A 24847-nucleotide genomic window follows, 5' to 3' on the forward strand; every position below is an offset into this window, starting at 1 on the left:
TGCTCCCTAAAAAGGTTCTTTACCAGCTGTAGCCAGTAATACTGTTTGCGCCTGCAAGAGATTGCTCTGTGCAAATGCTAATTGAACTTCAAGTGCGCGTAATTGCGTTTGTGCTGTGAGTAGATCATTAAACCCTTGCCCATTATTTGAGTACTGAGTTAAGGCAACCTTATATGCAGCATCCGCCTGCGGAACTTGGCGATCTCTTAAAAATTGATTTTGGTTTTTGGCTTGCTCAAATGCAGCGTAGGCACTGTTGACTGCCAGCACAATCTGCTGGCGATTAGATATATTACCCGCCTCAGCTGCAGCTTGATTACGCTGTGCCTGCTCAACACCATACTTTTCCTTGGTAAAGAAATACAAAGGAATAACCAGATCAAGCTCAAGTTGATAGAACATCGTTCCATTATTGGATGCAAAGGGGCCTCGTGGCGTGAAGGATGAGCCAATCACCTGAAAGTCTGGCAGATAAGCTTTTTTAGCAAGATCCACACCCTTGCGTGCAGCCTCTAGTTGCAAGGCAGAGCTCTTGAGGGAGGGATGACTAGATTCGGCGTAGTCCTCCAATTCGAGTAAGGTAGGCACGTTATTAATTGCACGAGATACATCACCCCGCAACACAAGACGCTCTCTTGAATGACGGCCTACTAAGGTATTAATGTTGTTGAGTGAGACTTGCAGCTGACGCTCAACATTAAACTGATCGGCCTGCGCAGCACTTTGTGATACCTGGGCATTGAGATACTCCACATATGCAGCAGCATTATTAGAGTAACGCGCTCTGGCTACATTCTTAATCATCTCTAAGCGCATTACGGATTCTTTGAGAGCCTGCAACTGCTTCTGTGATGCTAACGCGTTGTAATAGAGGGTAGAGAGTTGGGCGCCCAACTGCAAGTAAGTCGATTCACTTTGAGCCAGCAGCGCTTCGGCATTGGTATTGGCGATATCGGACGCAAGACTTTTCTTGCCGGGAAACTGAAACGGCTGCGCAATAGAAATAGAGTTATTACTGCTAATACCGCCAGGATTCTGTTGTGAAGGTGCATTTGCCCCACCCAATGCAAATGGTGATCCCGGTGGCATACCAGACCAAACCAGTCCGACCTGTGGATTAGCCGGTGCGTTAATTTGCGGTACGGTTGCCTTGGCAGAAAGATAGGATTCGCGCAAAGAAGATAGCTGCGGATTGTTCAACTTCAGCTCTAACCAGAGCTGCCGTAAATCCATATCTGAAGGTCCGGATGGCGTCCCCTTGGTATAAATCTTTGGAGTATCTTTTGAAGTCACCGGGGCAAAGAGAGATGCTGCTTTAGCAGGGTTTGAGCCAGAACTGAGCTCGCTGCTGATCGCTGGTGGAGCTACTAGCAAATCCTTGGAATCACTCGTCTGAACAGTCACACTGGCGGGCGTATTTTGACTAAAGCACGGATTGATCAGTAATAGGCTAGCTGTAGCGGCAACAATGTAAGCCACCCGCAGCGGCAGGCGCACATGTAAGAAGGTCAAAATAGCGATGTTAGTTTTGTGATGGCTGAGAATCAAATCGACTGCCTCTGAAAATCTGTATTAATGCTATTTTTATGATCCCAAATGCAGATTTTCTTGCATTCATTGCGGGTTGCAGTGATTATAGGCGAGATAGACCAAAAGTCTATAGATTAAGTATTTGTAACTTATTGATTCTAAACGCAATAATTATATTTACTCGCGTCTAAGCAATTAAAAGACTAAAACTCAGCATGTATTCGAAAAGACAGAATGTTGACTGGGCCGCGGGCAGCGTTATAGGCGGGGTTAATCACGTGTTGAAAGTTCAACCCTGCCAGAACATTATGAACAACCATTGCGTTGTAATACACCTCGCTAATCCGCTCCGGCGTATAGGAGATAGTTTGATTGCGGCTGGCATAGTCACCAATGAAATATGAAACACCTCCTGACTGGAGATAGCTGCGGCGGTAACTTGATAAACCGTTTTGCATCATTGAGATACCGACGCTATCTTTTGGGCGCTGCCAGCTTGACCCATTCATTCCTAGACCAACTGAAATGGAGTTATCCGCCTCAGTAAATGACATCGTCTCTGTATGGCCATCTGATGTGAAGGCGCGTGCGTAAATACCTAAATCCTTGGTTAATGCTTGCTCCCCGTGAATACCGACGCCCGTTTTAATCTGGGCGCTAGAGCGAACATTATTGATGGCCTGTGTTCCCTGAGCATTATTCTGGATAACGTAGTTTGTCGCATCCTGAAAACGAGCCAGGATCATTTTGTTGCGGTAAGCCAAAACACTCACCTTACCTGGTAATTTGGCAATATAGTGTTGGCGCTCTACTTCTACCTGATCGCCATAGCTATTAAAAATTTGCCAATTGAGGTCACGGCCATTGGGTGATTTTGGTGCCAGCATTCGAGAGGCGCGCATGACCCAGTTATCCAGATACCACTCCCCTGCTAAGCCCCAGCTGTAACCACGAGCATCAGCAGCATAGTCATATGCTAAGTAGGTCATATTGCCCCAGTTCATAAACTGTATACGGGGATCTTTAGCGTAACGACTATCATCAAAAATATCTAAAGTGGAAAACTGACCGCCAGTAATTACCACGCGATTGCTGCTCACTGTTTGCGTGATTTGATTGGCTTCGTTTTCCAGAACGACTTTATCACCCTCCTGATTTAGGGTTTGGCGAACAAACGCACGCGCGGAGTAAAACTTCGCAGCCGCCCCATTAGCTTTAGTAGCCTCTCCGTTGGTAAAACCCCCCAATCCAGTCAAGCCAGAAAATGCTACGCCAGAAACTACCTCAGGGTTGAAGTACACATCTGTATTCGGTGCGATACGTGCACCCAAGTACAAGGTACCTGACCAGGTGTAACTCATGGCCTTATCTGCATTTAGACTATTCATCCCCGAATAAGAGGATGTGAAGTTGTTATAACGTTGATTAATGTAGGTAGTTTGACCGTGTATGTTTACCGGTAAGCCAAAGAGAGTGCCTTCAGTGGGCAAATCTTGAATCGGTGACGCAAAACTGGCTACCTGATCGGCGCCTGATCCTGCCTTTTGAGCAAATACAGTTGTACTAAGGAACACACTTAATGTGACACTCAATACACCGAGTAAAAGCAGAGAATCAGGCTTGCGGGTCATTCACGATTTCACAATAATTAGTGGAGGTAGCCCTCAAGAGGTCTAAAACAGGAATACTAAGGTAGGTGTTTAGCGTTGAGTTCAACGCATACACAAGGCAAATTATCACTAAAAAGTATCAATTTACCTAGAATTTATGTCGTTTTAGTGACCGATACAGCTGCTCAGAAGCCGTGTTGGGTGCTTAGCTAACAGAGCGACGATCCATTAGCGCTCTGGCCAAGGTTCCAGCATCAACATATTCAAGCTCACCTCCTACCGGAATACCTCTGGCTATTCTGGTGACTTTGATGCCCTTAGATTTCAAGACTTCACCAATATAGTGCGCAGTAGCCTCACCTTCACTAGTGAAATTCGTGGCCAGGACAACCTCTCTCACCGCTATACCAGCAGTGGGGGCTTCGATACGGTTGAGTAATCGATCAAAATGAATCTCATTAGGCCCCATGCCATCCAGCGGTGAAATACGACCCATCAGTACAAAGTAATTTCCTTTGAAGCTTAGAGTCTGCTCTACCATGACTTGGTCCGCTGGCGTCTCCACAATACAAAGTAAGGATGGATCACGGCGATCGTCACTGCAGGTAATACAAATCGGGGTTTCTGAAAAGGTATTACAGCAAGCACAGTGACCCACCGTTTCTACCGCTTCTCCTAGTGACTGCGCTAACAAGGCTGCGCCATTACGGTCGTGCTGAAGCAAATAGAAGGCCATGCGCTGCGCTGACTTTGGCCCAACACCCGGCAACACTCTGAGCGCTTCAATCAAGCGACCAAGCGCATCTTGAGGCGTTTCTTGACGTGCCATTTAGAAATTCGCCATCAAAATGGGAGCTTAAAACCAGGAGGCATTGGCATGCCAGCAGTAGCGCCAGACATCACTTGCGTATTGGCAGCCTCTACTTGTTTGAATGCTTGGGCATAGGCAGTCAAAATTAAGTCTTCCAACATCTCACGATCATCCATAGCAGCTGGATCAATCTGCACACGCTTCATCTCATGCTTACCAGAAATTGTCACTATGACTAAGCCATTAGCTGCTTGGCCACTCACTTCTAGCGCAGCCAATTGCTCTTGCGCAACTTTCATCTTTTCTTGCATCTGCTGGGCCTGTTTCATCAAGCCAGCAAGGCCACCTTTCATCATCGCTTCTATTCCTTTGTATACAAATGGGTTGATATTGGTTTGCTGATAATAATAAGAGTGAATGCAAATGTAAGGGTCAAAGTAAAGGCAAGCGTAAGAGAGTAAAGCCAGCCTTATAGCGGCTTAACAGAACCACCAACTACGGTTGCCCCAAATTCTCTTTCCAACTGCTGAATGAAAGGATCTTGGGCAATCATTTGCTCAGCATTTTGTCTTTTCTCTTGATGAATCTGGGCGTCTACCTTGGCAACCGTCTTCACTTCAACTGCACCCTTCTCAATGATGACCTTCACCGGCTTCCCAAAGTGTGTGCTCAAGACATCTGCCAGACGACCAACTGAAGCATCTGAGGCAAGCTGTGGCATGGGAGTCACAATCGTTACACGCACACCCGCAGCAGAATCATGCCACTCTTGTAGTTCAGTTTGAAACGCCAACTGCTGAACCATTCCTTTGAACGGTAACTGACGCATCAAGGCATGCCAGTCTGGGCGATCGGCACTGGAAGGACTCAGATCTGCTGGCGCTGCCATCGCTGGAACCGGGGCAACCGATGCTGAGATGGGGATAGGCACAGATCTTACGGAAGCAGATACCGCTAACGCTGACGGAGCTATTGGTTTGGGGGTATTTCCGACGGGAGGTGATCCGCCCGATCTAGGAGCATTGGGCGAATCATTTCCAGGGCGAAAAGCGAGCATACGCAAGAGCGTCATGGCAAATCCAGTTTGCTCATCTGGCGCAAGCGATAAATCAGGGCGACTCGTGATGCTGATTTGATAGAAGAGTTGAGCTTCCTCCCTACTTAATACAGCCGCCAAACGACGAATTTCTGCTGCTTCTGGCCAATCCTCTAAAACGGATTCAGGAACAATTTGAGCGGCAGCAATTTTCTGAATCAAACTTGATAGATCGGCTAATGCTAAAGAGAAAGACATACTGCGCTCACCCATCTCGTTCGCGATCGCTAAAAGCGTTGCACCATCCTTGCTAATTAAAGAGTCCAGAATGCGAATAAGGTAGGCGTCATCTAGGGTACCCAGCATGCCCCTTACAGCCTCTTCAGAAACTTTGCCAGCAGCATAAGCAATGGCTTGGTCCGTCAATGAGAGCGCATCCCGCATCGAGCCTTGTGCCGCCTTAGCCAATACCCGTAGTGCATTAGTTTCATGAGCCACATTTTCTGCAGCGAGTACCTTTTCCAAGTGCTCAACAATTAAAGGTACTGGCATTTGCTTTAGGTTGAACTGTAGGCACCGCGACAAAATGGTGACTGGAATCTTTTGAGGGTCAGTGGTTGCTAGAATAAATTTAACGTGCTCTGGTGGTTCTTCTAAAGTCTTGAGCATGGCATTAAAGGCATGGTTTGTGAGCATATGCACCTCATCAATCATGTAAACCTTATAACGCGCATTGCTAGGTGCGTAAGCCGACTTTTCCAATAACTGGGCCATCTCATCGACACCCCGATTACTTGCAGCGTCCATTTCAATATAGTCAACAAACCGACCTGCATCGATTTCCAAGCAAGCTGGGCATTTTCCGCAAGGCTCCGAAGTCATCCGACCTTGACCATCTTCCCCAGTGCAATTGAGAGCTTTTGCCATAATTCGGGCAATAGTGGTCTTACCTACCCCGCGGGTGCCTGTAAAGAGCCAGGCATGGTGAAGGCGGCCCTGGTCTAGAGCATGGGTCAAGGCCTTGACTACATGGTCCTGTCCCACCAATTGGGAGAATGTTTTAGGGCGCCACGAACGGGCTAAAGCTAAAGCTGTCATGTATTACATTCTAACAAGCTAAAATAGAATTGGACGGGCCTCCTCGCATGGTGGGCTGGATAACCTGGTCAGGTCGGGAACGAAGCAGCCAAACCCATTCTCTGCCAGTGCCGGGGGTCAGGCTCGTCCACCCTATTTTGTAAGTCGTTGTTTGTTAATGGATTAAGATTTTATGAGGTCCTAATACAGCGATTTGTGTCACTTTACTGTGTCACCTTGCTGCGTCACTTTTAAATAAATTAAAGACGATCACTTTGCTCGCGCAGTATCGATATTTAGTCTAAGTTGTAGGCTTAGATAAAACATCCAATGGCTGTTTCAAACCCATTGGATGCCGAAAAAAAATAGCTGCGCAGTTAAGGGTTTCCTAAATAGTCTCTTTTACCGATCTCCACTCCATTAGTACGCAAAATAGAGAATGCAATCGATGCATGAAAGTACACGTTAGGAATAGCATGCCCTAATAGGAATTGCATTCCCTTGTAGTGGGTTTCTTTATCGCTCCGCTTGGTCACGATATCTTTATCTTCAGTGCCATCAATTTGCTCCGGCTTAAAACCTTCAATAAAAGTAATTGTTTTTGTAATGCGCGCTTTAAGCTCTTCGATGCTTACTTCCGAATCCTCGTAAGCCGGAATATCGACCCCTGCTAGACGAGCAACTACGCCCTTTGCTGTATCGCTTGCAATCTGCACTTGTCTTGTGAAATTGAGCATATCTGGAAATAATCGATATTGTAAAAATACATTGGCATCTAGCTTTTTCGTATCGATATGAGCCTGAGCTTTATCAAGCACATTAGATAAGTTACGAAGCGCATTCGCAAGACGTGGCACGCTGGCCTGGTACATAGAAATTGTCATCAATGAGATTCCGTTTAGGTAGCTGGATAGTGAAATAATACTGTCATTAAATGGCCTTGATTCGATCAGATCAAGTTCATTTAATTTAATACATTAAATAGAATACTCGTCTTAAAATAGACTTTTACCTAATTTAAGCTAAAAGCCCATGGAATCAACTGAACTTCTGCCTTGTATTGAAATTCAAACCTCGGATCATCCAACTCTTGCCATCATTTGGTTACATGGTCTTGGGGCAGACGGAAGCGACTTTGCTTCATTAGCACCGCAATTAGATCTATCGGGTTGCCCTGGTATTCGGTTTATTTTTCCCAGCGCTCCCAGCATACCGGTAACCGTCAACGGTGGCTACGTAATGCCAGCTTGGTATGACATCATCAGTAGAAGCGATAACGCTGAAGAAGATCGTATCGGAATTGAACATTCCGCCAAAGCCATTAACGCGCTTATTGAAAAAGAAGCTTCTCGTGGCATTGCCTATGACAAGATTGTATTGGCGGGCTTCTCTCAAGGCTGTGCGATGGTACTCCATACTGGTCTACGCTTTCCTCATCGCCTAGCTGGAATTATGGCTCTATCAGGCTACTTACCTCTTGCAACATCCTTAGGGGCTGAACGTAGTTCCGCTAATATCGATACCCCCATTTTTATGGCGCATGGCGATTGGGATGCGGTGATTATTCCGCAGCGCAGCGAGCAATCGAGAGATCTACTAACTGCTAGTGGCTATCACGTTCAGTGGAAAAGCTATGCGATGGAGCATTCCGTTCACCCGATTGAGATGATTGATATGGGTCATTTTTTACGCCGCATATTCACCGTCTCCGCTTGATTCACGGCAGAACGACGTATTTACAAACCTCTTATTTTTGTAACCTGTAAAGAAATGCACATGTCCCAAGCCATTATTTTTGATGTAGAAGCAACCGATAAGAACGATGCGGTCATTATTGAGGCCGCCTCTTTGGATGTCCTGTCGATCAATCCGCTTGAGGTAGGCAATCCTTGGGTGCAGCGCTATAACCCAGGTAAGCCTATTAGCCTGGGTGCTTTAGCAACTCATCACATCATGGACGAAGAGCTTGTGCATTGCCCTGCCAGTAGCTCATTTAAATTGCCAAGTGGCATCAAATATCTCATCGGTCACAGCATTGATTTTGACTGGGAGGCGATTGGTAGTCCTGAGGTCAAACGGATTTGCACTTTGGCACTAGCCCGTAGCCTATGGCCTGAACTGGATAGCCATACGCAAAGCGCCCTACTGTATTTCTTTGAAAGAGCCACTGCGCGCGAGCAACTGCGTGATGCACACAGTGCATTAGCAGACGTCGGTATTTGCTCGAAGATTCTAGGGCACATTTTGGATAAGCTTAAGCCATCCTCTTTAGATGCTTTATGGGAGATGTCTGAGAAGGCTCGCATACCGACCATCATGCCCTTTGGAAAGCACAAAGGCGAGCCCATTAGCCAAGTGCCTAAAGACTATAAACAATGGATGCTTCGGCAGGATAATGTGAATGCTTTTTTACGCAAAGCCTTAGAAGCCTAATTAATATTGACCCCCACTCGGGGAGTAAGGAATCCGTGATTTCCTCATTCCCCGTTCCTGGGCTACTACTTACCTGCCTACCGCCTACTAGCGCTGCTTGATACTTACCGATATTTCCGGCTAAACACCTGTTGCTTCGTTTGCTCGTAACGCTTTGTACTTTTTAGCACTGCACAGTAAGATAAAACGATGATGATTGCTAAAGAGATGCCGTTAAAGTTATTCAATAGTTCCATGTAATTCTCCTTGTTTAATTTTTGTCATTAGTTAGTTATTGCACTACTGGTAATTCATTCCACTGAGTGGTGTAATTTGGGGATCGATTGGCTGAGCGCATCTGCCAATCTTGCTCAGTGCCAGATGCGGCTGTTCTCAGCACGGCGTTACCAAAGCGGCTGTTAATAGAGTCCATTGCCCTCATTAGATGGGCAGATCTTCCCTTAACTTCCATATCATCAAATAAAGATTGTTGTACTGTTGGCTTATCTGCCAGACAGCTCAGCATCACTCCGGCCTTTTTATATTTAAAGCCCGTCTTGTAAATTTGCTTTAAACCTTTGAGAGCTGCCGTCGTTAATGTGAGCGTGTTATCACTGGGGTCAGCCAAGGCAATCGTGATGCTTTGATGATGTTGTGGCTCGTATTGTTTGTGAGGATTTGTCTGCACAAAGATTGTGAGTGAGCCCGTGACTGATTTTTGACTGCGGAGTTTTTCTGCGCCTCTAGCAACGTGGGTAGCAACGGATTCAGCTAGCTGCTCCATTACCTCAACAGACTTACCAAAACTGCGTGAAGAAACAATCTGCTGCTTTGCTGGTGCTACTTCGCCCAACTGCAAGCAAGAGACACCTCGTAACTCGTAACAAATTCGTTCGATCACTACGCCAAACTGTTGACGCATCGATTGTGGCGATACCTGAAAGAGATCAAATACAGTATGAATATGTAGTGCTCTCAGCTTCTTAGTAAGCTGCTTGCCAACACCCCATACTTCGCCCACCGATGTTTCTGTCATCCACTGATAGAGCGCTTCATTAGGCATCGAGCTGATATCGCATACGCCTGCAAATTGCGGGTGTTTTTTTGCTAAATGATTGGCCAACTTTGCTAGCGTCTTACTAGCACCAATGCCAACGCAAACTGGTAAGCCCGTAGTATCTTTAACTCGCTGCTTAATGACTTGGCCTAATTGACTTGGATCGGTATATTGCTTGAGTACCGTCTCAATCGCCAAAAAGCTCTCATCAATACTGTAGACCTCGAGATTGGGGGTAAAGGTTTTTAAGACCTCTACCACCCTGTCACTCATATCGCCATATAAAGTGTAGTTTGATGAATACGCTTGAATGCCATGCTTCTTAGCTAGCTCTTGCATCTGAAACCAAGGGGTACCCATTTTGACGCCAAGCGCTTTAACTTCCGCGCTGCGTGCTACTGCGCAACCATCATTATTTGATAGCACCACCATCGGCACAGCCTCCAACTTCGGAGCAAATACCCGCTCACACGATACGTAGAAATTATTGACATCGACTAGGGCAAAAAGTTGACCTGCTGGCATCTTGCTATTAATGCTGCTCATGCTGACTTACCATTTCGACTGCTGGCATGGCTATATTTACGAACTACGCCTACCACTACACCCCAGATTTGGAGCTCACTGTTCTCATTAAAGGTAATAGGCTCGTAGCGTGGGTTTTCTGGCTGGAGCTCAATACGACCTCGCAATTGATAGAGACGCTTAATGGTGTATTCACTATCAACAACGGCAACCACGATATCTTTGTGTTTTGGCTTAAGGGCTTTATCGACCACTACTTTGTCCCCATCACAAATACCCGCACCCATCATTGAATCCCCTTGTACGGTAAACATGAAGGTGGCTGGCTTGTTCTGGACTAGGTAGCTATTTAAATCGAGGCTTTTTTCAGCATAATCGGCGGCCGGACTCGGAAATCCTGCTGAAATGCGGTGACTGAGCAGCGTCAATTCAAAAGTAGAATAGGCTGCTATGCCTTGTGGGGCCTGAGTTAATGTCACTTCTGGAGGGATTGCTTGAGTCGTCATAGTCATTAATATACTGTATGTTTATACAGTATATGTAAAAACATTAAAAATGACCTAGTTTTTGTTGTTTTGACCCCGGGTAACCCAGCCCTCTACTCGTAAACCCCAAGGTCTTTAGCTACTCAGCGCCCTCATAATGAAATTACAGTATTCCTTCATTCAAAGAAAATAGCTCTAGGAGACCCATGAAGACTTACCAAATCGCCTCAATTCCAGGTGATGGCATCGGCAAAGAAGTCGTTCCAGAGTGCGAGAAGGTATTAAATGCCTTAAGCAAACAACATCCTGAAGTCGCCTTTGCATTCGAACACTTTGATTGGGGTGGTGACTACTACCGCAAACATGGCGTCATGATGCCAGCTGATGGTCTTGAGCCTTTGCGCACCAAAGATGCCATTTTATTTGGCTCGGCTGGTGATCCTGATATTCCGGATCACATCACACTATGGGGTCTACGCCTTAAGATCTGCCAAGGATTTGATCAATACGCCAATGTCAGGCCTACTCGCATATTGCCCGGTATTGAAAGCCCCCTACGTAATTGCAAGCCCAATCAACTCGACTGGGTCATCGTACGTGAGAACTCGGAAGGCGAATACTCTGGTGTGGGTGGCAGAGCGCACCAAGGGCATCCAATTGAAGTCGCCTCTGATATGAGCATCATGACGCGCGTTGGTGTAGAGCGCGTACAACGCTTTGCATTCCAGTTAGCGCAGTCTCGCCCTCGTAAACATTTAACAGTGATCACTAAATCAAATGCCCAGCGCCATGGCATGGTGATGTGGGATGAAATCGCTCGCCTGGTTGCCAAAGACTTTCCGGACGTCACCTGGGACAAGGAGTTGGTTGATGCAGCTACTGCACGTATGGTCAACCACCCAGAATCCCTTGATACGATTGTTGCAACCAACTTGCATGCTGACGTACTTAGTGACTTGGCGGCTGCACTGGCTGGTAGCCTGGGTATTGCGCCCACTGCTAACCTAGATCCCGAGCGTCGCTACCCATCTATGTTCGAACCGATTCATGGGTCCGCATTTGACATCATGGGCAAAGGACTTGCCAATCCCATCGGTACCTTTTGGTCAGCAGTCATGATGCTCGATTTCTTAGGTGAAAAAGAGCTTGCTAAAAAGCTCATGAAAGCTATCGAAGCAGTCACTGCAAACCCCAAATTACATACTCGTGACTTAGGGGGTACCGCCATGATGAGTGATGTCACTAATGCAGTTATTGAGGAGATTTCCAAATGAAGCTATATACATTAATTAAGGCTATCGCACTCTCATTTAGCATCATCTCAGCAGTGAGTGCCCAGCCATTCCCAGATAAAACCATCCAATACATCATTCCATTTCCGCCCGCAGGCGAATCTGATTTAGTGGCACGCTATCAAGCGGATATCTCTGCTAAGAAGTTTAAACAGCCTATGGTGGTTATGAATCGTGCCGGCGCTGGTGGTGCACTTGTCTGGAGCGCTCTGAACACCTACCCAGCTGACGGCACCACAGTAGTGGGTGTTAATATCCCCCATATCATCTTGCAACCACTGCAAGAGGGCATTCAGTACAAGACTGATGATATTAGTGCGATCTACTATTATCACTTCACACCTGATGCGCTGATGGTCTCAGCGGATAGTCCATATAAAACCTATCAAGAATTTATTGCTGCCGCTAAAAAAGAGCCCGGAAAACTCAATCTTGCTGGATCGGCACAATACTCAGCCAACCATATGGCAGTAGAACGTTTAAATAAGTTGGCTGGTGTCAAAATTAATTACGTCCCCTTTAAAGGAACGGGCGATTTAATCACTGCCCTGATTGGAATGCATGTGGATGGGGCAATGGGTTACTTACCACTAGCTATTCAACAAAAAAGCAAAGTGCGCACCCTCGCTATTGCTACTGAAAAGCGTAACCCAGCTCTACCAGATGTCCCTACCTTTAAAGAGCTGGGCTTAAATTGGGTGGATGGCGCCTATCGCGGTGTTGCGGTACCGAAGTCCACACCATTGATCTTGCAGCAAAGGATGTCAGACTACTTTGCACAGCTCAATGCTGATCCAGAAACCAAGAAAAAGCTGGAGGATTCAGGATTTGTCATTGTGGATGTTCCCTTAGCAAAAATGCCCGCTTTTATGAAAGAGAAAATTCCTCAGGCAATGGACGATGCCAAGAATGCAGGAATGATCAAGTAGCGCTGCTATTGCATTGCTCAGTCTCTTGAGCGCACAGCTAAGCAATAAAAAAATAAGCCCTCTAATTCAGGGCTTATTTTTTGAGGGGACCGAGTAACTTATTTGCTCGCTTAGCTTTCAGCAAAAAGCAAAAGCGAGGATAGCTGGATCATCTAAAAATGCATGAGAGGTGTAAATGCTTGCTCGATACAACCAAGCATGCCCTACTTCAATCATTTCGGGCCAATGGCGCATTAATGCAGTCACCCTTAGACGTCGCTCATAAAATCGCCGCCGCCATTGTCATCCCATGAGCTTGCGCCACCATCATCCCAAGAGCTAGTATCGCGAACTCCAAAATTAGGATCCATGGATGCTGGGCCGCCCACTTGACTCATATTTGAGTTACCAGCATGATCTGCTCCGGAATTACCATTGCTATGCCCACCAAATAAATTGCTAGCCAAAGCTTGGCCTGCATACATACCAGCACCTAATGCAGCACCAGTTGCTAAGCTACCCATTAAGCCGCCACCCATACCCGCTGCCGGGGTACCAGGAGCACTAGGGTAGCCTGGGCCACCAGGACCAGCGGGATAAGGAGCGGGTCCGCCTGACGCACCAGAGTAAGCAGCACTTGGGGCGTTATAGACTTGAACCGCATTTTTAGCGCGACGCTTCATCACAATGACGATACCCACGATCAAAATTGCAATCAAACCCCAAAAAATGGGATTGCTAAAAATTGATGCTGGGTTAGCGCTTGTTGCAATAGATGGAGCGCCAGTAGCCAATTGCGCCTGCAGTTTTTGTACAGACTCTGTTTTAACAAAAGGCAAGCCAGGAGCTAAATTTTCCGCTTTAACGAAATAGCTGCGCGCTAACTCGAGCTTACCTTCTTTTAGGTAAAGCTCAGCAGCCACATAGTTCGCTTTCGCGCTATTGGGATGGTTTTGCAGAACCTCTTTCATCATGGCGCCGGCCTTAGCCATCTGCCCAGACTGAATGGCTTGATAAACCTCAGGCAGCGTTGCTTCGGCAAACGCGGCATTGCTAGTCAGCAATACTGTTGCGGCAAATATGCCAACTAGTACATTAATAAGCTTGTGCATTTTCATCATGATTCCTTGTGAGATATTGCCTACAGATTTTGATTATCCCCAGTTTGGGTATTTTTGCTAATCCATACATATATAAGGGCTTTTAGGGCGATTTCAAGAGGCTGAAATACCTAATTCACCTCTTTAATACTGCCTGCAGAAGAAATTAAGTAGGCTTTATTAGGTTTATCTTTTCTAATGCGTGATAACTCCTTTTGATAGCCCTGTAATTGTTTGCGGTATTTTTCATATTGCTCACTATCCGCTTCTGGAATGGTGAGCTTGTAATCTAGAATAGCCAAGTGGTCTTTAAACTCTACAACACGATCTATCCGATAACTCTTGCCATCTTCAGAGGCGATGTCAATCTCATTCCAAGCCTGAATCCATTCGCCTGACGTAAAGTAACGCTGCAACTCTGGCGCCTCTAACACCTGATGTACACGCTCCAATAATTTTTGGGCGCCGGCATGAGTGATACCCAGCCAATTCATCAGCTCTTGCTCTTTGGGTTGTTGCTGACTCTGCATATGCGCGATGGGTGCATCTCCAGACTGGGGGGTGAGGAACTGCAAAAGCTTATGAAAGTGGATGCCCTCCTCTAGAATTTCTGGATCAAGCGCTGGTAGTCCCTGCTCCTGCGTTTGCGTTTTTTCTAGCGCCAAAGAGCCGCTCTCGATTTTGCTCAGATGGGCTAGATGGCCTTGCTGAGCAAGATCCCACTCAATCTGAAAATGATCCATCTTAAAAGGCATACTTCCTAGCACTGCCTTAGTCTGAGAAAATGCATCTAAAGGAGCCGCTTGATTAAAGTCCGAAGGATCCATCATCTGTACGCCAGCAGAAAGTGCCCTGCCGTACCAAGAGCGCTCATTAACTCCCGTGTTAGCTCTACTTTTCACGCCGCTGAACCATAACCCTTGCTTGGCCCTTGTCATGGCGACGTAAAGTAAATTCCAATTTTCATTTTGACTTACTTCATTCTCTTTTTGAAAGATGGTCTTGCGTATACCAGTCAGTGACCTGGAGGTGTAGAGAGAAAGATGGCTTGGACTACCTTCTTCTGGAGACCAATCGAGTAGCACACCTCGATGAGGCGCCTTCCACTCAGTGTTATTAGCGTCGAGCAAAATAACAAAGGGGGCCTCTAGACCCTTAGCGCCATGAATGGTCATCACCCTTACGCGCTTATGCTGGTCCTCTTCCGACATGTCGCTGTTAACGTCGACCTCACCAATGTCCTCATTAGACTCTGCTTCCGCTTCAAGTCCTACATCCCCCTCATCGGGAGTTTCATCAACATCGCCACGACGCATCGTATTGATCTGGTCAATAAAGCGACTTAAGCTAGGATAGCGGCCGCCATCTTGATTTAAAGCAAGCTCTAAAAAGGCATCTAAATTTGCCAGTACCTGAGCACGCGCTAAATTTTGAACGGCAATAGCATAGTGAACACGCAAATTACTTTCGCTATAAATTAAATCTAACAGATCGTGAACCGGTAAAACTTCGCCCAAATTACGCCAATGCTCCAAATAACGTGCCGCTTTTTGAGTTTGTGGATTTTGACAAGCCTGCAACGCATCCCACCATGAGGAAAATGGGGTATCTGGATCACCCATGTTCATACTGAGCGCCTGCATCTGGGTTTCCGTAAAGCTAAAAATAGGACTTCTCAGCACTTGAGCTAAAGGCAAATCATGTCTTGGAGAAACTAAGACTGTCAACAATGCCACCAGATCATCAATCTCTAATGTGTTTAGAAGCCCCCCCAGGCGTGAGCTGTCATACGCCAAGCCTGCCTCACGTAATGCCCTCTCAAACTGCGGTAAATACTGACGGCGCTTTACCAATAAGATGAAATCACTACCCCTAGCTGGCCGCCAATATTCTTTGCCATCCTTCTTATCTACTACTGAGCGTGTCGCCATAATGTGATGAATGAGACGCCCCACCTGCTGACCCTCCTCATAGCGCTGTCTTACGCTCAGCGTTTGACCAGAGTCCTCTATCGCATTATCAAATGCCGAGCCGATGCGTTCGGGCTGCTCCTGCTCTACTCGCTCAATTAAGGGTAGTAGCTGGGCTTCGCCTTGACTTGAATAATTGGTATCCGGGGTTGATAGTGAAGGCGCTGCCCACGTAGTAGCTTGCTTTACATACTCATAGCTAGGTGGTAGCGCCCCAGCTAAAAAGAGAGCATTTACTGTATTGTTAATGGCTGGTGCATTTCTGCGAGTCTTATTTTGATACAAAGGCTTAGCATTAAGCTTGGCAATGAGAAAGGCTCTGGCACTACTAAACAATCGAGGATCAGCACGGCGAAAGCGATAAATAGATTGCTTGGGGTCGCCCACAATAAATACGCTTGGCATCGAACCATCATCGCCATAACCATCCAACCAGGAGCGCAAGATCTGCCACTGCAAGGGATTCGTATCCTGAAACTCATCAATTAAAATATGACTGTACTTGGCATCTAAACGCGCCTGAAGATACGCGGCATGCGCTGGATCTGCCATTAACTGACTAACGCCAATTTCTAAATCATCAAAGTCACGCACTCGCATAGACTCTTTTGTTTTTGCCGTATGGGTCAGCATCGCTTGACTCATCGCAAACCAAGCATCATTGAGCCGCCAAATCAATTGCTCACCTTGCCAAGCAAACAGCGCTTCAAATGCCTGAACCCAATCATTACGAATGGCTGTAATAATTGCTGGATCACCGCCAGACTTAGTGAGGTATCTGAGCATCGGCGCAGAAGTGCTAGCAATATCGGCTAAGGGCGATTGTTTTTGTGTCAGAAAAAGAGTCTGCCACTCATCGACCATTTCCATCACTGATTTTCCAGTACGCCAAAACTCTATTGCTTTTTCAATAATAGGCACGCGGCCTTTTTGGGTGGCAGTACCATTGCTAAAGCATATTAAAAGAAGTTCTAAATTCTCTTTGGTTTGCGATTGCTGCCAAAAAAATTCCAATGGATTAGGCTTATGAAGATCAGGAAGGCATTGTTCTAAATTTGCAATCGCGGTCATTCCTTGGGCATGGCAAGCATCCTGAAAGAATATCCATGCACCCCGTTGTTTAAATAGGCTGTAATTACCCATTAAGAATTTTTGAGTTTCACTAGCCCCGAACTCTGCTAACAAAACGTCATAGTGACTTTTAAGATGAGAAGGCAAATCTCCCCACCAATCTTCCATACACTCTTCCTGAAGACGTTTGACGTCTTCCCGCAAGCTAAATCCCGGCTGAACATCAGCAGAAACAGGCGCCGCTCCTAGCAATCGACCAAACCAACCATGAAAGGTGTCGATCACAATCGCTTGTGGACTGGCCAAGACTTTTAAATAGAGCGCCCTTGCTTCTGGAAGTAACTTGAGGGCCTGTTGCTCGCTCAGACCTCGATTAGTCAACTCCTTCATTAGGGTTGCATCGTCACTTGTTGAGAATTCCTCAAGCAAACCATAGAGACGATCGCGCATCTCTTGGGCGGCTTTGCGCGTAAAAGTCAATGCCAAGATCTCTTGAGGTTTTGCACCAGCCAATAAGAGTCGAATCATCCTAGCGACTAATAGCCAAGTCTTACCGCTACCCGCACAAGCGGAAACGATGACGGAGTTTTGTGGGTTACAAGCTATGGCGTAATCAAAATCTTCGCTCACCACATCCCCTTCCTGCAAATACCTCTGGCTTCGCAGTACTTGCAAACACTATCCGGTGCAAAAGCTTTCATGGGTTTACGCGCCCAAAGCGTATTTAAATCTTGGGTAATCTGATCAGAAAACTGCTGCATCATGTCTGGCATATCCTGAACTGGATGTGCTCGAATAATTTTATCTTCACCTTTATCTAGCGTTGATTTAAGACTAACCCACTCAGCCTGCTTTACCTCTCGTCCAGGCAGGTGTGCAGCAGTGGCATTCTCATTGACGCCACGTGCATAAATTAGTAACTGAGGATCATCCAAAATATGGTCGGCACGGTCAGAAATCCTCTTGATGCCTTGATTTTTATAATCAATTACGGCGGCGGTAGTCACATTCAATTGATTAATGTCAAAACGGTCGGCACGGCCTGCAATTCGGATTGCTTGCTCCGCCCCATTCTGATCAATCAAGGTCAACGTAAAGCCAACTGGTAGTTCAGCATCGTGATATGTCCAGCCATCATGCTCACGCTTGAGTTGCCAATCAACAAAGCTGGGGATTTGTTTTTGCCAATCTCGCAAGGTACCCAGCACTCTCGCATCTCCCGCAATCAGACGCTCAAATTCTTTTTCAGAATATTGCGTTAGCTGCTCTTGCATCCATTGACGACGAGCCTCTTGTCCATCATGTATCGGTGAGTGCGCCTTATTACCTTCAGTTTTAAGTGCTTGAAAAAAGTTCTTCAGTAACGCATGTAAAGTTTGGCCAACCAAAGAAGCATCAAAACCTTCTTCAAATTCTTTTGCTTTACGAAGGCCTAAGAGGCTGCTAACGTAATATCGATAAGGACAGCTTCGCAAAGCCTTATAAGCGCTTGGAGAAACGCTGAGTGGAATAGCTAAGTCTTGCCCTGGAATGCTGACGGCCATTTCCATTGGTTGTGATTGCGTTTCATAAGGCTTGAACCTGACCTCAACTACCTTCCAATCTTTAAGCTGAGCTTGCAGACGCTGAATCCAAGCTGATGGGCGCAAGGGCTCTCCACTGTTGCTTTTACTTTGCCAAAGTAGATCCACCTGCTGGCAAGAGACCAATAACTGAGAAAGATCTCTAGCCTGCTGAATATATTGTGCAGTAACGGTCGATGACTTGAGATAGCGATTAAGCGTGTCCGAGAAAAATAAAGGAGGTTCTGCAAATGCCGGCAATTGCTGTTCGTCACAGCCCACTAAAATTACTGCATCAAATTGGCGAAGGCGTGTGGAACTGAGCGGCAGAATACTGAGCGTCGCTATGCCTTGCGTACCCACCTCTTCATAAGAGGCCTCTTCAATCACCGTTTTTAATAGGCTCATCCACTCTGGCAAGCGCATCTTCACCTCTTGATATGCACTTGCATTCAGATCAAAACTCTCTATTACTTTTAGTAACTGCTGCCCAGCAGAGTCGTTTTGAAGACGCGCTGCCATGCCGGTTTCTTGTAGATTTTTTTGCAAGTGCTTGTATGCACTTAAGCAATCGACGCTCGCATACTGCCAGGCACGATGTCGATTCTGGACAAAATCAATCAGCTCTAATAAATGGGCGTTAGGTGCGCCCCCGTTACTCGCTGCATAAGCATTTGCTCGTTCAATAGCTGCCCTAAAAGTTTCCCATCCGGACTTTGCTTGGCTAGCAATCAATATATCTTCTAGTTGAGCAATAAGTCCTATGCATACTTCAGGTGATTTATCGAGACTCAGGGCAAGATCAAAAAAAGGATTCTGTAAAAACTCTAGCAAGACATTGGCACTGGGGCCCTCTTTGGGGGCACGAATTAATTGCAGCCAAGAATCGAGGGCTGCGGCTGCACGTGTAGTAGATAACTTCCAGCCGGTCTCATCTCGAATACGCAATGAACTACCTAGGCGACTGAGTAAGGCCCGCGCCCTACGTGCAGCTAAGCGATCTTGGGCGACTAAGGCAATATTTTTTTTACCCGACATAAGATGCGCTTCAATCGTTTTGGTTGCAGCCCAGGCCAGCTCTTCAAAACGTCTTGCTGCTAGTAGGTTCCAGCCTTTATAGCTACTAGACTGAATATTGCTTTCAATTTGCTCTATTGCCTGAAGATCGGCAGTGACTATCTGCCCCTCTGCATCTTGACCGCACAGCGCCTCACTCCATAGAGCTACGGATTGCCAATCTAGATTTACCTGCAGGACGGGCGCCCATTGCGCATAACTTAGTAGGTATTGCTCAATCAATTCGTGGTCAACAGGTTTTGCATCAGCCGTTTGCACCCATATAAATGGCCGGGCTACTAAAGTGCTAGCTTTGCTTGCCTGTAAATGCGCTGCCATGGCTAAGTGCTTTCGAATTACTGGGTCACCAACACTTGTGAGATGACGCCAAAAAGCCAGCAATACCGCAGACTCTTCATCGACCACCTTACGAGAGAGTCCCACATAGGCCTTAGCGACCGCTTGATCTAGGGCAAATGCCACTTTTTTAAGCCAAGCATCTACATCCAGCGTATGCGATTCTAATAAGGCGTTTAACTCAGGCTGCAGTTGCGGCATCACGATTTCCGATAAGACATCGCATGCGTCTATCACTGCCTGCGCCAGCCCCCAAGCACCGGCCTCACTCTCGGCTTTAAACCAGCCTTGGAGTACTCGGTGTTTTCGTAAATTGACAAAGACTGATAGCCAACGCTCCAGGTCTGTTTGCCTTTTAGGAAACTTCCAAGCGCCAGGCGCCAACTCTAACCAATCATTAAAGCTTAATACCTGGGGTAAGAACGCAATGTGGGGATTAAGCTCTTTGGGGCGGTATTTCTCTAAAGCTATTCGCACCCCCATTAAAGGGCCCGCAGTGCTCAACACCACTATTGGGTGTTGCCGGGTTTGGATCGCACAATCCCAAATACCCTGGGCCAGCGTTTTTAAAGCATCGGCATTAGGCGTGACACTCCAGCTCTGGGGCTGCTGTTGATCAAGGAGGACTGGAAAGGGCTGGGACATCAGAAACGGATGGTAGGTCTAATTTTTAGTCTGTTTTGAAAATTTAGGCGTAAAGTCTGGCTTATTGCTAATATAAGCCTTGTAACGCTTTAACCACATAAGATTAAATAAGGAATTTTCATGAGTGCCGGTATTAAATATGTAACTGACGCTTCTTTCGAGCAAGATGTTCTCAAATCCGATAAACCCGTCCTGCTAGACTTCTGGGCTGAATGGTGTGGCCCCTGCAAGATGATTGGCCCTATTCTAGAAGAGTTATCTACCGAGTACGGCGACAAAATACAAATTGCCAAAATGAATGTAGATGAGAATACAGGCGTACCTGCCCAGTTCAATATTCGCGGTATCCCCACGCTAATCTTATTTAAGAATGGCACTGTTGCCGCTCAAAAAGTAGGCGCTTTGGCTAAATCCCAATTAACGGCGTTTATTGATAGTCACTTATAGGATGTTCCTTAATCACGGGTTCACCGAGTGAGCCTGTGACTTTAAAGGCGAATTTAACCCGATTAAGCACTCCTTTCGTATTTTTTGATACCTGTAACGCTTAGTTTTTAGTGTAGTATCTAGTTCATCAGTATTTCAATGCGTTCAACAGCGCCCCCGCCCTCTAGTTAACTACCCCTCTTCTTTAGCACTTCCCTAATTCTTGTCTTCACCTTTGTCTACTATTTACCTAGACTGAATTAATCCAAGACACATTTTTATATCCTTCTTCATCTACACCCTAAAACCACATGCAACTATCCGAACTTAAAGTACTACACGTATCCGCCCTACTTGAAATGGCAGCTAGCCTGGAAATTGAAAATACCCAGCGCATGCGCAAACAAGAGTTAATGTTTGCCATCCTCAAAAAGCGCGCCAAGGAAGGTGAGTCCGTTTTTGGTGACGGAACCTTAGAAGTTCTGCCAGATGGTTTTGGTTTCTTGCGATCACCTGATGCTTCTTATATGGCCTCCCCGGACGATATCTATATCTCCCCAGCCCAAATTCGTCGCTTTAACCTGCACACGGGTGACAGCGTTGAAGGTGAAGTTCGTACGCCTAAGGATGGTGAGCGCTATTTCGCACTGGTAAAGGTCGATAAGATCAATGGCTTACCGCCAGAGGCCTTAAAGAACCGCATCATGTTCGAAAACCTCACACCACTTCATCCAAATCGTACGATCCATCTAGAGCGTGATATCAAGGCCGAAGAAAACCTCACCGGTCGCATCATTGATATGATTTCCCCGATAGGCTATGGCCAGCGTGGCTTGATAGTATCCTCCCCAAAATCTGGTAAGACGGTGATGATGCAGCATATTGCCCATGCGATTGCCGCGAATAATCCCGATGCGATTTTGATCGTATTGTTGGTTGACGAGCGCCCTGAAGAGGTTACTGAAATGCAGCGCTCCGTGCGCGGAGAGGTGGTTGCCTCAACGTTTGATGAGCCTGCAGTGCGTCACGTACAAGTTGCTGAGATGGTCATTGAAAAGGCTAAGCGTTTAGTCGAAATGAAAAAAGATGTCATCATCCTGCTTGATTCGATTACCCGCCTTGCTCGCGCATACAACACCGTCATTCCCTCATCAGGCAAAGTATTGTCTGGTGGTGTCGATGCCAATGCATTGCAGCGTCCAAAGCGCTTTTTTGGTGCGGCACGCAATGTAGAAGAAGGTGGCTCACTTACCATCATCGCCACCGCACTGATTGAAACAGGTAGCCGCATGGATGACCTTATCTATGAGGAGTTCAAAGGTACAGGCAACATGGAAGTGCACCTTGAGCGTCGCTTGGCTGAGCGCCGTGTTTACCCATCTATTAACCTGAACAAATCAGGCACCCGCCGTGAAGAGCTACTGGTAAAAGCGGAAAATCTCCAAAAAATCTGGGTTTTACGTAAATTATTGGCAGATATGGATGATATTGAGGCGATGAACTTCATCGTGGATAAACTCAAATCAACCAAAAACAATAGTGAATTCTTTGACTTGATGCGTAAAGGCAGCTAATCTCGTCTAAGAAAGCCAGTAAAACTGCGCTTTCCCATTGATTTCATGGCATAATTTCTTTTTTACCGCTGTAACAACGGCATTTAACTGGGTAAGTATTTAGGTCTTTTGATCTAAACGGCTACCCGCTAATAGGACTAATAATGAAACCTGGCATTCACCCCGAATATCGCGAAATCGTCTTTGTAGACGTTTCCAATAACTTTAGCTTCAAGACTCGCTCTACTATGTCTACAAGAGAGACAATTAAGTGGGAAGATGGCAATGAGTATCCATTAGCCAAAATCGAGACTTCATCCGAGTCACACCCTTTCTACACTGGCACCCAGAAGATTATGGATACTGCCGGTCGGGTTGAGAAATTCCGTCAGAAATTCGGTACCAAAGCAGTTGCTAAGGCTACTGGTGATGGCGCTGCAAAAACTGCTGAGAAAAAAGCAGCCGCTGCAGAAGCTAAGGCTGCTGAAAAGCCAGCTAAAAAGAAGGCTTAATAGTAGTAGGGTTTGGTTGAGTAGACTAACTCTACGAGATAATCAAGGCAGCATTTGCTGCCTTTTTTATTGCCAGTTTCACCCGTTTTAATTGAATATATTTGTTGTTTAGTACAGCCTGATCTATGGTTAAACTTACCGCCGCCGCCACCACTTCCATTCCACGCATGATTATTTTTGCGCTGACCTTGATTTATGGTCTCGCCGGACTTTTTGCGCGGGATCCTTGGAAGAATGAAGACGCCATTGGTTTTGGTGGAATGTGGATCTTGCAACAAGGTAAGGCCCTAGACTGGATTGTTCCCCACCTTGCTGGACGTGACGTTTCCTTAGGGGCACCATTTCCATATTGGCTAGGCGCCATCTTGATGGATCTTTTTGGCCCCCTGATTGGCATGGCCAATGCCGCTCGTCTTTATTCTGCAATCTGCTTCTTTGCCGCTGCCCTAGCCATTTGGTATGCCACCTACTTATTAGGCCGTAGAGCTGAAGTGCAGCCAATGGCATTAGCCGTAGGTGGTCAGCCCAGCCTTAAAAATTATGGGATGACTTTAGCAGATGGTGCCCTACTAATATTTCTTGCATGCGTAGGGCTCGCCCAACGGGCACACGAAACAACCCCAATGATGGCGCAGTTGATGGCAATCAGTATTGTTCTATATGGAACTGTTCGCGGACTGGATAGACCCTGGCAAGGAGGCCTGTGGACCGGCCTTGGCATTGCCATTATTGCCCTGTCGAGTAATCTTACGCTGAGCTTAATGGTTGTTTGCTCCACGATTATTGCGGTGCTTGCAAGTAACGCAAAACTGCGCTTTCGCTGGACATTAACTAGCACCGTTTTGGGTTTAATCGGCTTCGCTATTTGGCCCATCCTGTGGCATCTTGGCAACCTCCCTCCTGAATGGCGGCATATCGCCCAAGAAGGTTGGCGCAATATGCCTGAGATGCAAAGTCGACCCTCCATTGCGTCACTCAGCTTTATGAGCGTGAACTTTTGGGCCTACGCTTGGCCTGTTTGGCCCCTGGCAATGATCTCACTTGCTCATTGGAGTCGCACGCAAAAGACGGGGCAATGGCGCGCACCTCACCTCTGTATCCCACTGAGTTTTTTTGTGGGCTGCTGCATTTACATTTTGTTCAGATCAGAGGCAAATGAGCATGATCTGATCATCTTAATTCCCAGTCTCGCCATCATCGCCGCATTTAGTCTGCCCATATTAAAACGTGGCCTGATTAGCTTTGTTGATTGGTTTGCGATGTTTAGTTTTACGATCATTGCCCTAGCCATCTGGATTATCTGGCTAGCAAAAATCACTGGCTTTCCCCAATCTACCGCCGCTAATTTGCAAAGGCTATTACCTGGATTTCAAGCACAATTTGACTATCTCACCTTTGTGATCGCCTTGATCATTACCGGCATATGGCTAGGTATCGTACGGTGGAGAACTTCACGTGCTCCGAAAGAAATTTGGCGCTGTTTAATCATCTCTGCCTCTGGCACTACCCTCATGTGGGTACTGCTAATGACATTGTGGCTTCCAACGATTGACTTCGCTAAAACATATCGTCATGTATCTGAACGTCTTGAGAAAGTTATTGCCAACACTCCAGGATGCATCGATACGAGCAACCTAGGTTCAGCGCAACTAGCCTCCTTTAGCTACTTTTCAAAACTACAACTACGCGATGACCCCAGCTGCAATTTAATGCTTACCCACAGCTCTCTTGAAGCCAAGGCTTATGCCAGCTTGAATAAAAAGAAAATTGAATTACTCTGGGAAGATCGCCGCGCCGCCGATCGTGATGAGCGCCTCCGCCTTTATCAAGTGACACCTGCAAATTAAGAGCC

General features: G+C 46.5%; 20 protein-coding genes and 1 other RNA gene. 9 read left to right on the top strand and 12 right to left on the bottom strand.

The genetic code is table 11. The features are described 5' to 3' along the window. Window positions 1-6: 6 nt before the first annotated feature. The 5 genes from B0G85_RS01535 to dnaX all read right to left on the bottom strand — a co-directional run bounded on the left by B0G85_RS01535 (window position 7) and on the right by dnaX (window position 6085). Window positions 7-1548, bottom strand: coding sequence for a TolC family protein (locus B0G85_RS01535; RefSeq protein WP_232725888.1), 1542 nt, complete (start codon window positions 1546-1548; stop codon window positions 7-9). Between the two features lie 185 nt (window positions 1549-1733). Next, window positions 1734-3161 carry a carbohydrate porin gene (locus B0G85_RS01540; RefSeq protein WP_100378678.1) on the bottom strand — a complete coding sequence of 476 codons (1428 nt, stop codon included), beginning with the start codon at window positions 3159-3161 and terminating at the stop codon, window positions 1734-1736. A 184-nt stretch (window positions 3162-3345) separates the two neighbouring features. After that, window positions 3346-3969 carry a recombination mediator RecR gene (gene recR / locus B0G85_RS01545; RefSeq protein WP_100378679.1) on the bottom strand — a complete coding sequence of 208 codons (624 nt, stop codon included), beginning with the start codon at window positions 3967-3969 and terminating at the stop codon, window positions 3346-3348. Window positions 3970-3983: 14 nt separating this feature from the next. Further along, entirely contained in the window at window positions 3984-4307 is a 324-nt protein-coding gene (locus B0G85_RS01550) for a YbaB/EbfC family nucleoid-associated protein (protein ID WP_100378680.1), read from the bottom strand. Window positions 4308-4420: 113 nt separating this feature from the next. Continuing rightward, entirely contained in the window at window positions 4421-6085 is a 1665-nt protein-coding gene (dnaX, locus tag B0G85_RS01555) for a DNA polymerase III subunit gamma/tau (RefSeq protein WP_100378681.1), read from the bottom strand. Between the two features lie 32 nt (window positions 6086-6117). Between dnaX and ffs the strand changes: the two genes are divergently transcribed. Continuing rightward, window positions 6118-6216, top strand: an RNA gene (gene ffs / locus B0G85_RS01560) — signal recognition particle sRNA small type. A gap of 225 nt (window positions 6217-6441) precedes the next feature. Here ffs and B0G85_RS01565 read toward each other — a convergent pair. Then, window positions 6442-6948 carry a DUF1993 domain-containing protein gene (locus B0G85_RS01565; protein ID WP_100378682.1) on the bottom strand — a complete coding sequence of 169 codons (507 nt, stop codon included), beginning with the start codon at window positions 6946-6948 and terminating at the stop codon, window positions 6442-6444. A 148-nt stretch (window positions 6949-7096) separates the two neighbouring features. On the opposite strand from B0G85_RS01565, the gene B0G85_RS01570 reads away from it, so the two are divergent. Further along, window positions 7097-7780 carry an alpha/beta hydrolase gene (locus B0G85_RS01570; protein ID WP_100378683.1) on the top strand — a complete coding sequence of 228 codons (684 nt, stop codon included), beginning with the start codon at window positions 7097-7099 and terminating at the stop codon, window positions 7778-7780. A gap of 60 nt (window positions 7781-7840) precedes the next feature. Continuing rightward, entirely contained in the window at window positions 7841-8497 is a 657-nt protein-coding gene (locus B0G85_RS01575) for a putative quorum-sensing-regulated virulence factor (protein WP_100378684.1), read from the top strand. Window positions 8498-8601: 104 nt separating this feature from the next. On the opposite strand, the gene B0G85_RS10420 is transcribed toward B0G85_RS01575, so the two are convergent. The 3 genes from B0G85_RS10420 to B0G85_RS01585 are packed head-to-tail and all read right to left on the bottom strand — an operon-like array spanning window position 8602 to window position 10564. Next, complete coding sequence (locus B0G85_RS10420) at window positions 8602-8733, bottom strand: hypothetical protein (RefSeq protein WP_255408116.1); 132 nt, start codon at window positions 8731-8733, stop codon at window positions 8602-8604. A 35-nt stretch (window positions 8734-8768) separates the two neighbouring features. After that, complete coding sequence (locus B0G85_RS01580; RefSeq protein ID WP_100378685.1) at window positions 8769-10079, bottom strand: Y-family DNA polymerase; 1311 nt, start codon at window positions 10077-10079, stop codon at window positions 8769-8771. After that, a complete protein-coding gene (locus B0G85_RS01585; RefSeq protein WP_232725889.1) occupies window positions 10076-10564 on the bottom strand; it encodes a LexA family protein in 489 nt (162 codons plus the stop codon). The genes B0G85_RS01580 and B0G85_RS01585 overlap by 4 nt, the downstream gene beginning before the upstream one ends. Window positions 10565-10749: 185 nt before the next feature. Between B0G85_RS01585 and B0G85_RS01590 the strand changes: the two genes are divergently transcribed. Continuing rightward, entirely contained in the window at window positions 10750-11817 is a 1068-nt protein-coding gene (locus B0G85_RS01590) for a tartrate dehydrogenase (RefSeq protein ID WP_100378687.1), read from the top strand. After that, window positions 11814-12764 carry a tripartite tricarboxylate transporter substrate binding protein gene (locus B0G85_RS01595; RefSeq protein ID WP_100378688.1) on the top strand — a complete coding sequence of 317 codons (951 nt, stop codon included), beginning with the start codon at window positions 11814-11816 and terminating at the stop codon, window positions 12762-12764. The genes B0G85_RS01590 and B0G85_RS01595 overlap by 4 nt, the downstream gene beginning before the upstream one ends. 248 nt (window positions 12765-13012) lie before the next feature. Here the strand turns inward: B0G85_RS01595 and B0G85_RS01600 are convergent, their stop codons facing one another. From B0G85_RS01600 to B0G85_RS01610, 3 genes are all read right to left on the bottom strand, one after another. Then, window positions 13013-13855 carry a tetratricopeptide repeat protein gene (locus tag B0G85_RS01600; protein WP_232725890.1) on the bottom strand — a complete coding sequence of 281 codons (843 nt, stop codon included), beginning with the start codon at window positions 13853-13855 and terminating at the stop codon, window positions 13013-13015. A 119-nt stretch (window positions 13856-13974) separates the two neighbouring features. Next, window positions 13975-17514 (bottom strand): UvrD-helicase domain-containing protein, encoded by a 3540-nt coding sequence (locus tag B0G85_RS01605; RefSeq protein WP_232725891.1) that lies wholly within the window; start codon window positions 17512-17514, stop codon window positions 13975-13977. After that, window positions 17511-20504: a PD-(D/E)XK nuclease family protein gene (locus B0G85_RS01610; protein ID WP_100378690.1), complete on the bottom strand. Its 2994-nt coding sequence runs from the start codon at window positions 20502-20504 to the stop codon at window positions 17511-17513. Before B0G85_RS01610 ends, B0G85_RS01605 begins: the two co-directional genes overlap by 4 nt. A gap of 120 nt (window positions 20505-20624) precedes the next feature. On the opposite strand from B0G85_RS01610, the gene trxA reads away from it, so the two are divergent. The 4 genes from trxA (at window position 20625) to B0G85_RS01630 (ending at window position 24842) form a co-directional block, all read left to right on the top strand. Continuing rightward, the gene (gene trxA, locus B0G85_RS01615; RefSeq protein ID WP_100378691.1) at window positions 20625-20951 is read left to right on the top strand and encodes a thioredoxin TrxA; all 327 of its coding nucleotides are present in this window, start codon (window positions 20625-20627) and stop codon (window positions 20949-20951) included. Between the two features lie 290 nt (window positions 20952-21241). Then, complete coding sequence (rho, locus tag B0G85_RS01620) at window positions 21242-22504, top strand: transcription termination factor Rho (protein ID WP_100378692.1); 1263 nt, start codon at window positions 21242-21244, stop codon at window positions 22502-22504. 143 nt (window positions 22505-22647) lie between these two features. After that, window positions 22648-22995 carry a type B 50S ribosomal protein L31 gene (locus tag B0G85_RS01625; RefSeq protein WP_072582141.1) on the top strand — a complete coding sequence of 116 codons (348 nt, stop codon included), beginning with the start codon at window positions 22648-22650 and terminating at the stop codon, window positions 22993-22995. A gap of 125 nt (window positions 22996-23120) precedes the next feature. Further along, complete coding sequence (locus B0G85_RS01630) at window positions 23121-24842, top strand: ArnT family glycosyltransferase (RefSeq protein WP_100378693.1); 1722 nt, start codon at window positions 23121-23123, stop codon at window positions 24840-24842. Window positions 24843-24847 lie beyond the last annotated feature (5 nt).

Source organism: Polynucleobacter brandtiae (assembly GCF_002797575.1).
In the GTDB taxonomy this organism is placed as follows: Bacteria; Pseudomonadota; Gammaproteobacteria; order Burkholderiales; family Burkholderiaceae; genus Polynucleobacter; species Polynucleobacter brandtiae.

Excerpts from the sequence above, each read along its gene's own strand:
- B0G85_RS01540 (WP_100378678.1), bottom strand. The coding sequence starts at position 3,161 with ATGACCCGCAAGCCTGATTCTCTGCTTTTACTCGGTGTATTGAGTGTC.
- recR (WP_100378679.1), bottom strand. The coding sequence starts at position 3,969 with ATGGCACGTCAAGAAACGCCTCAAGATGCGCTTGGTCGCTTGATTGAA.
- B0G85_RS01550 (WP_100378680.1), bottom strand. The coding sequence starts at position 4,307 with ATGATGAAAGGTGGCCTTGCTGGCTTGATGAAACAGGCCCAGCAGATG.
- dnaX (WP_100378681.1), bottom strand. The coding sequence starts at position 6,085 with ATGACAGCTTTAGCTTTAGCCCGTTCGTGGCGCCCTAAAACATTCTCC.
- B0G85_RS01565 (WP_100378682.1), bottom strand. The coding sequence starts at position 6,948 with ATGACAATTTCTATGTACCAGGCCAGCGTGCCACGTCTTGCGAATGCG.
- B0G85_RS01570 (WP_100378683.1), top strand. The coding sequence starts at position 7,097 with ATGGAATCAACTGAACTTCTGCCTTGTATTGAAATTCAAACCTCGGAT.
- B0G85_RS01575 (WP_100378684.1), top strand. The coding sequence starts at position 7,841 with ATGTCCCAAGCCATTATTTTTGATGTAGAAGCAACCGATAAGAACGAT.
- B0G85_RS10420 (WP_255408116.1), bottom strand. The coding sequence starts at position 8,733 with ATGGAACTATTGAATAACTTTAACGGCATCTCTTTAGCAATCATCATC.
- B0G85_RS01580 (WP_100378685.1), bottom strand. The coding sequence starts at position 10,079 with ATGAGCAGCATTAATAGCAAGATGCCAGCAGGTCAACTTTTTGCCCTA.
- B0G85_RS01585 (WP_232725889.1), bottom strand. The coding sequence starts at position 10,564 with ATGACGACTCAAGCAATCCCTCCAGAAGTGACATTAACTCAGGCCCCA.
- B0G85_RS01590 (WP_100378687.1), top strand. The coding sequence starts at position 10,750 with ATGAAGACTTACCAAATCGCCTCAATTCCAGGTGATGGCATCGGCAAA.
- B0G85_RS01595 (WP_100378688.1), top strand. The coding sequence starts at position 11,814 with ATGAAGCTATATACATTAATTAAGGCTATCGCACTCTCATTTAGCATC.
- B0G85_RS01600 (WP_232725890.1), bottom strand. The coding sequence starts at position 13,855 with ATGCACAAGCTTATTAATGTACTAGTTGGCATATTTGCCGCAACAGTA.
- B0G85_RS01610 (WP_100378690.1), bottom strand. The coding sequence starts at position 20,504 with ATGTCCCAGCCCTTTCCAGTCCTCCTTGATCAACAGCAGCCCCAGAGC.
- trxA (WP_100378691.1), top strand. The coding sequence starts at position 20,625 with ATGAGTGCCGGTATTAAATATGTAACTGACGCTTCTTTCGAGCAAGAT.
- rho (WP_100378692.1), top strand. The coding sequence starts at position 21,242 with ATGCAACTATCCGAACTTAAAGTACTACACGTATCCGCCCTACTTGAA.
- B0G85_RS01625 (WP_072582141.1), top strand. The coding sequence starts at position 22,648 with ATGAAACCTGGCATTCACCCCGAATATCGCGAAATCGTCTTTGTAGAC.
- B0G85_RS01630 (WP_100378693.1), top strand. The coding sequence starts at position 23,121 with ATGGTTAAACTTACCGCCGCCGCCACCACTTCCATTCCACGCATGATT.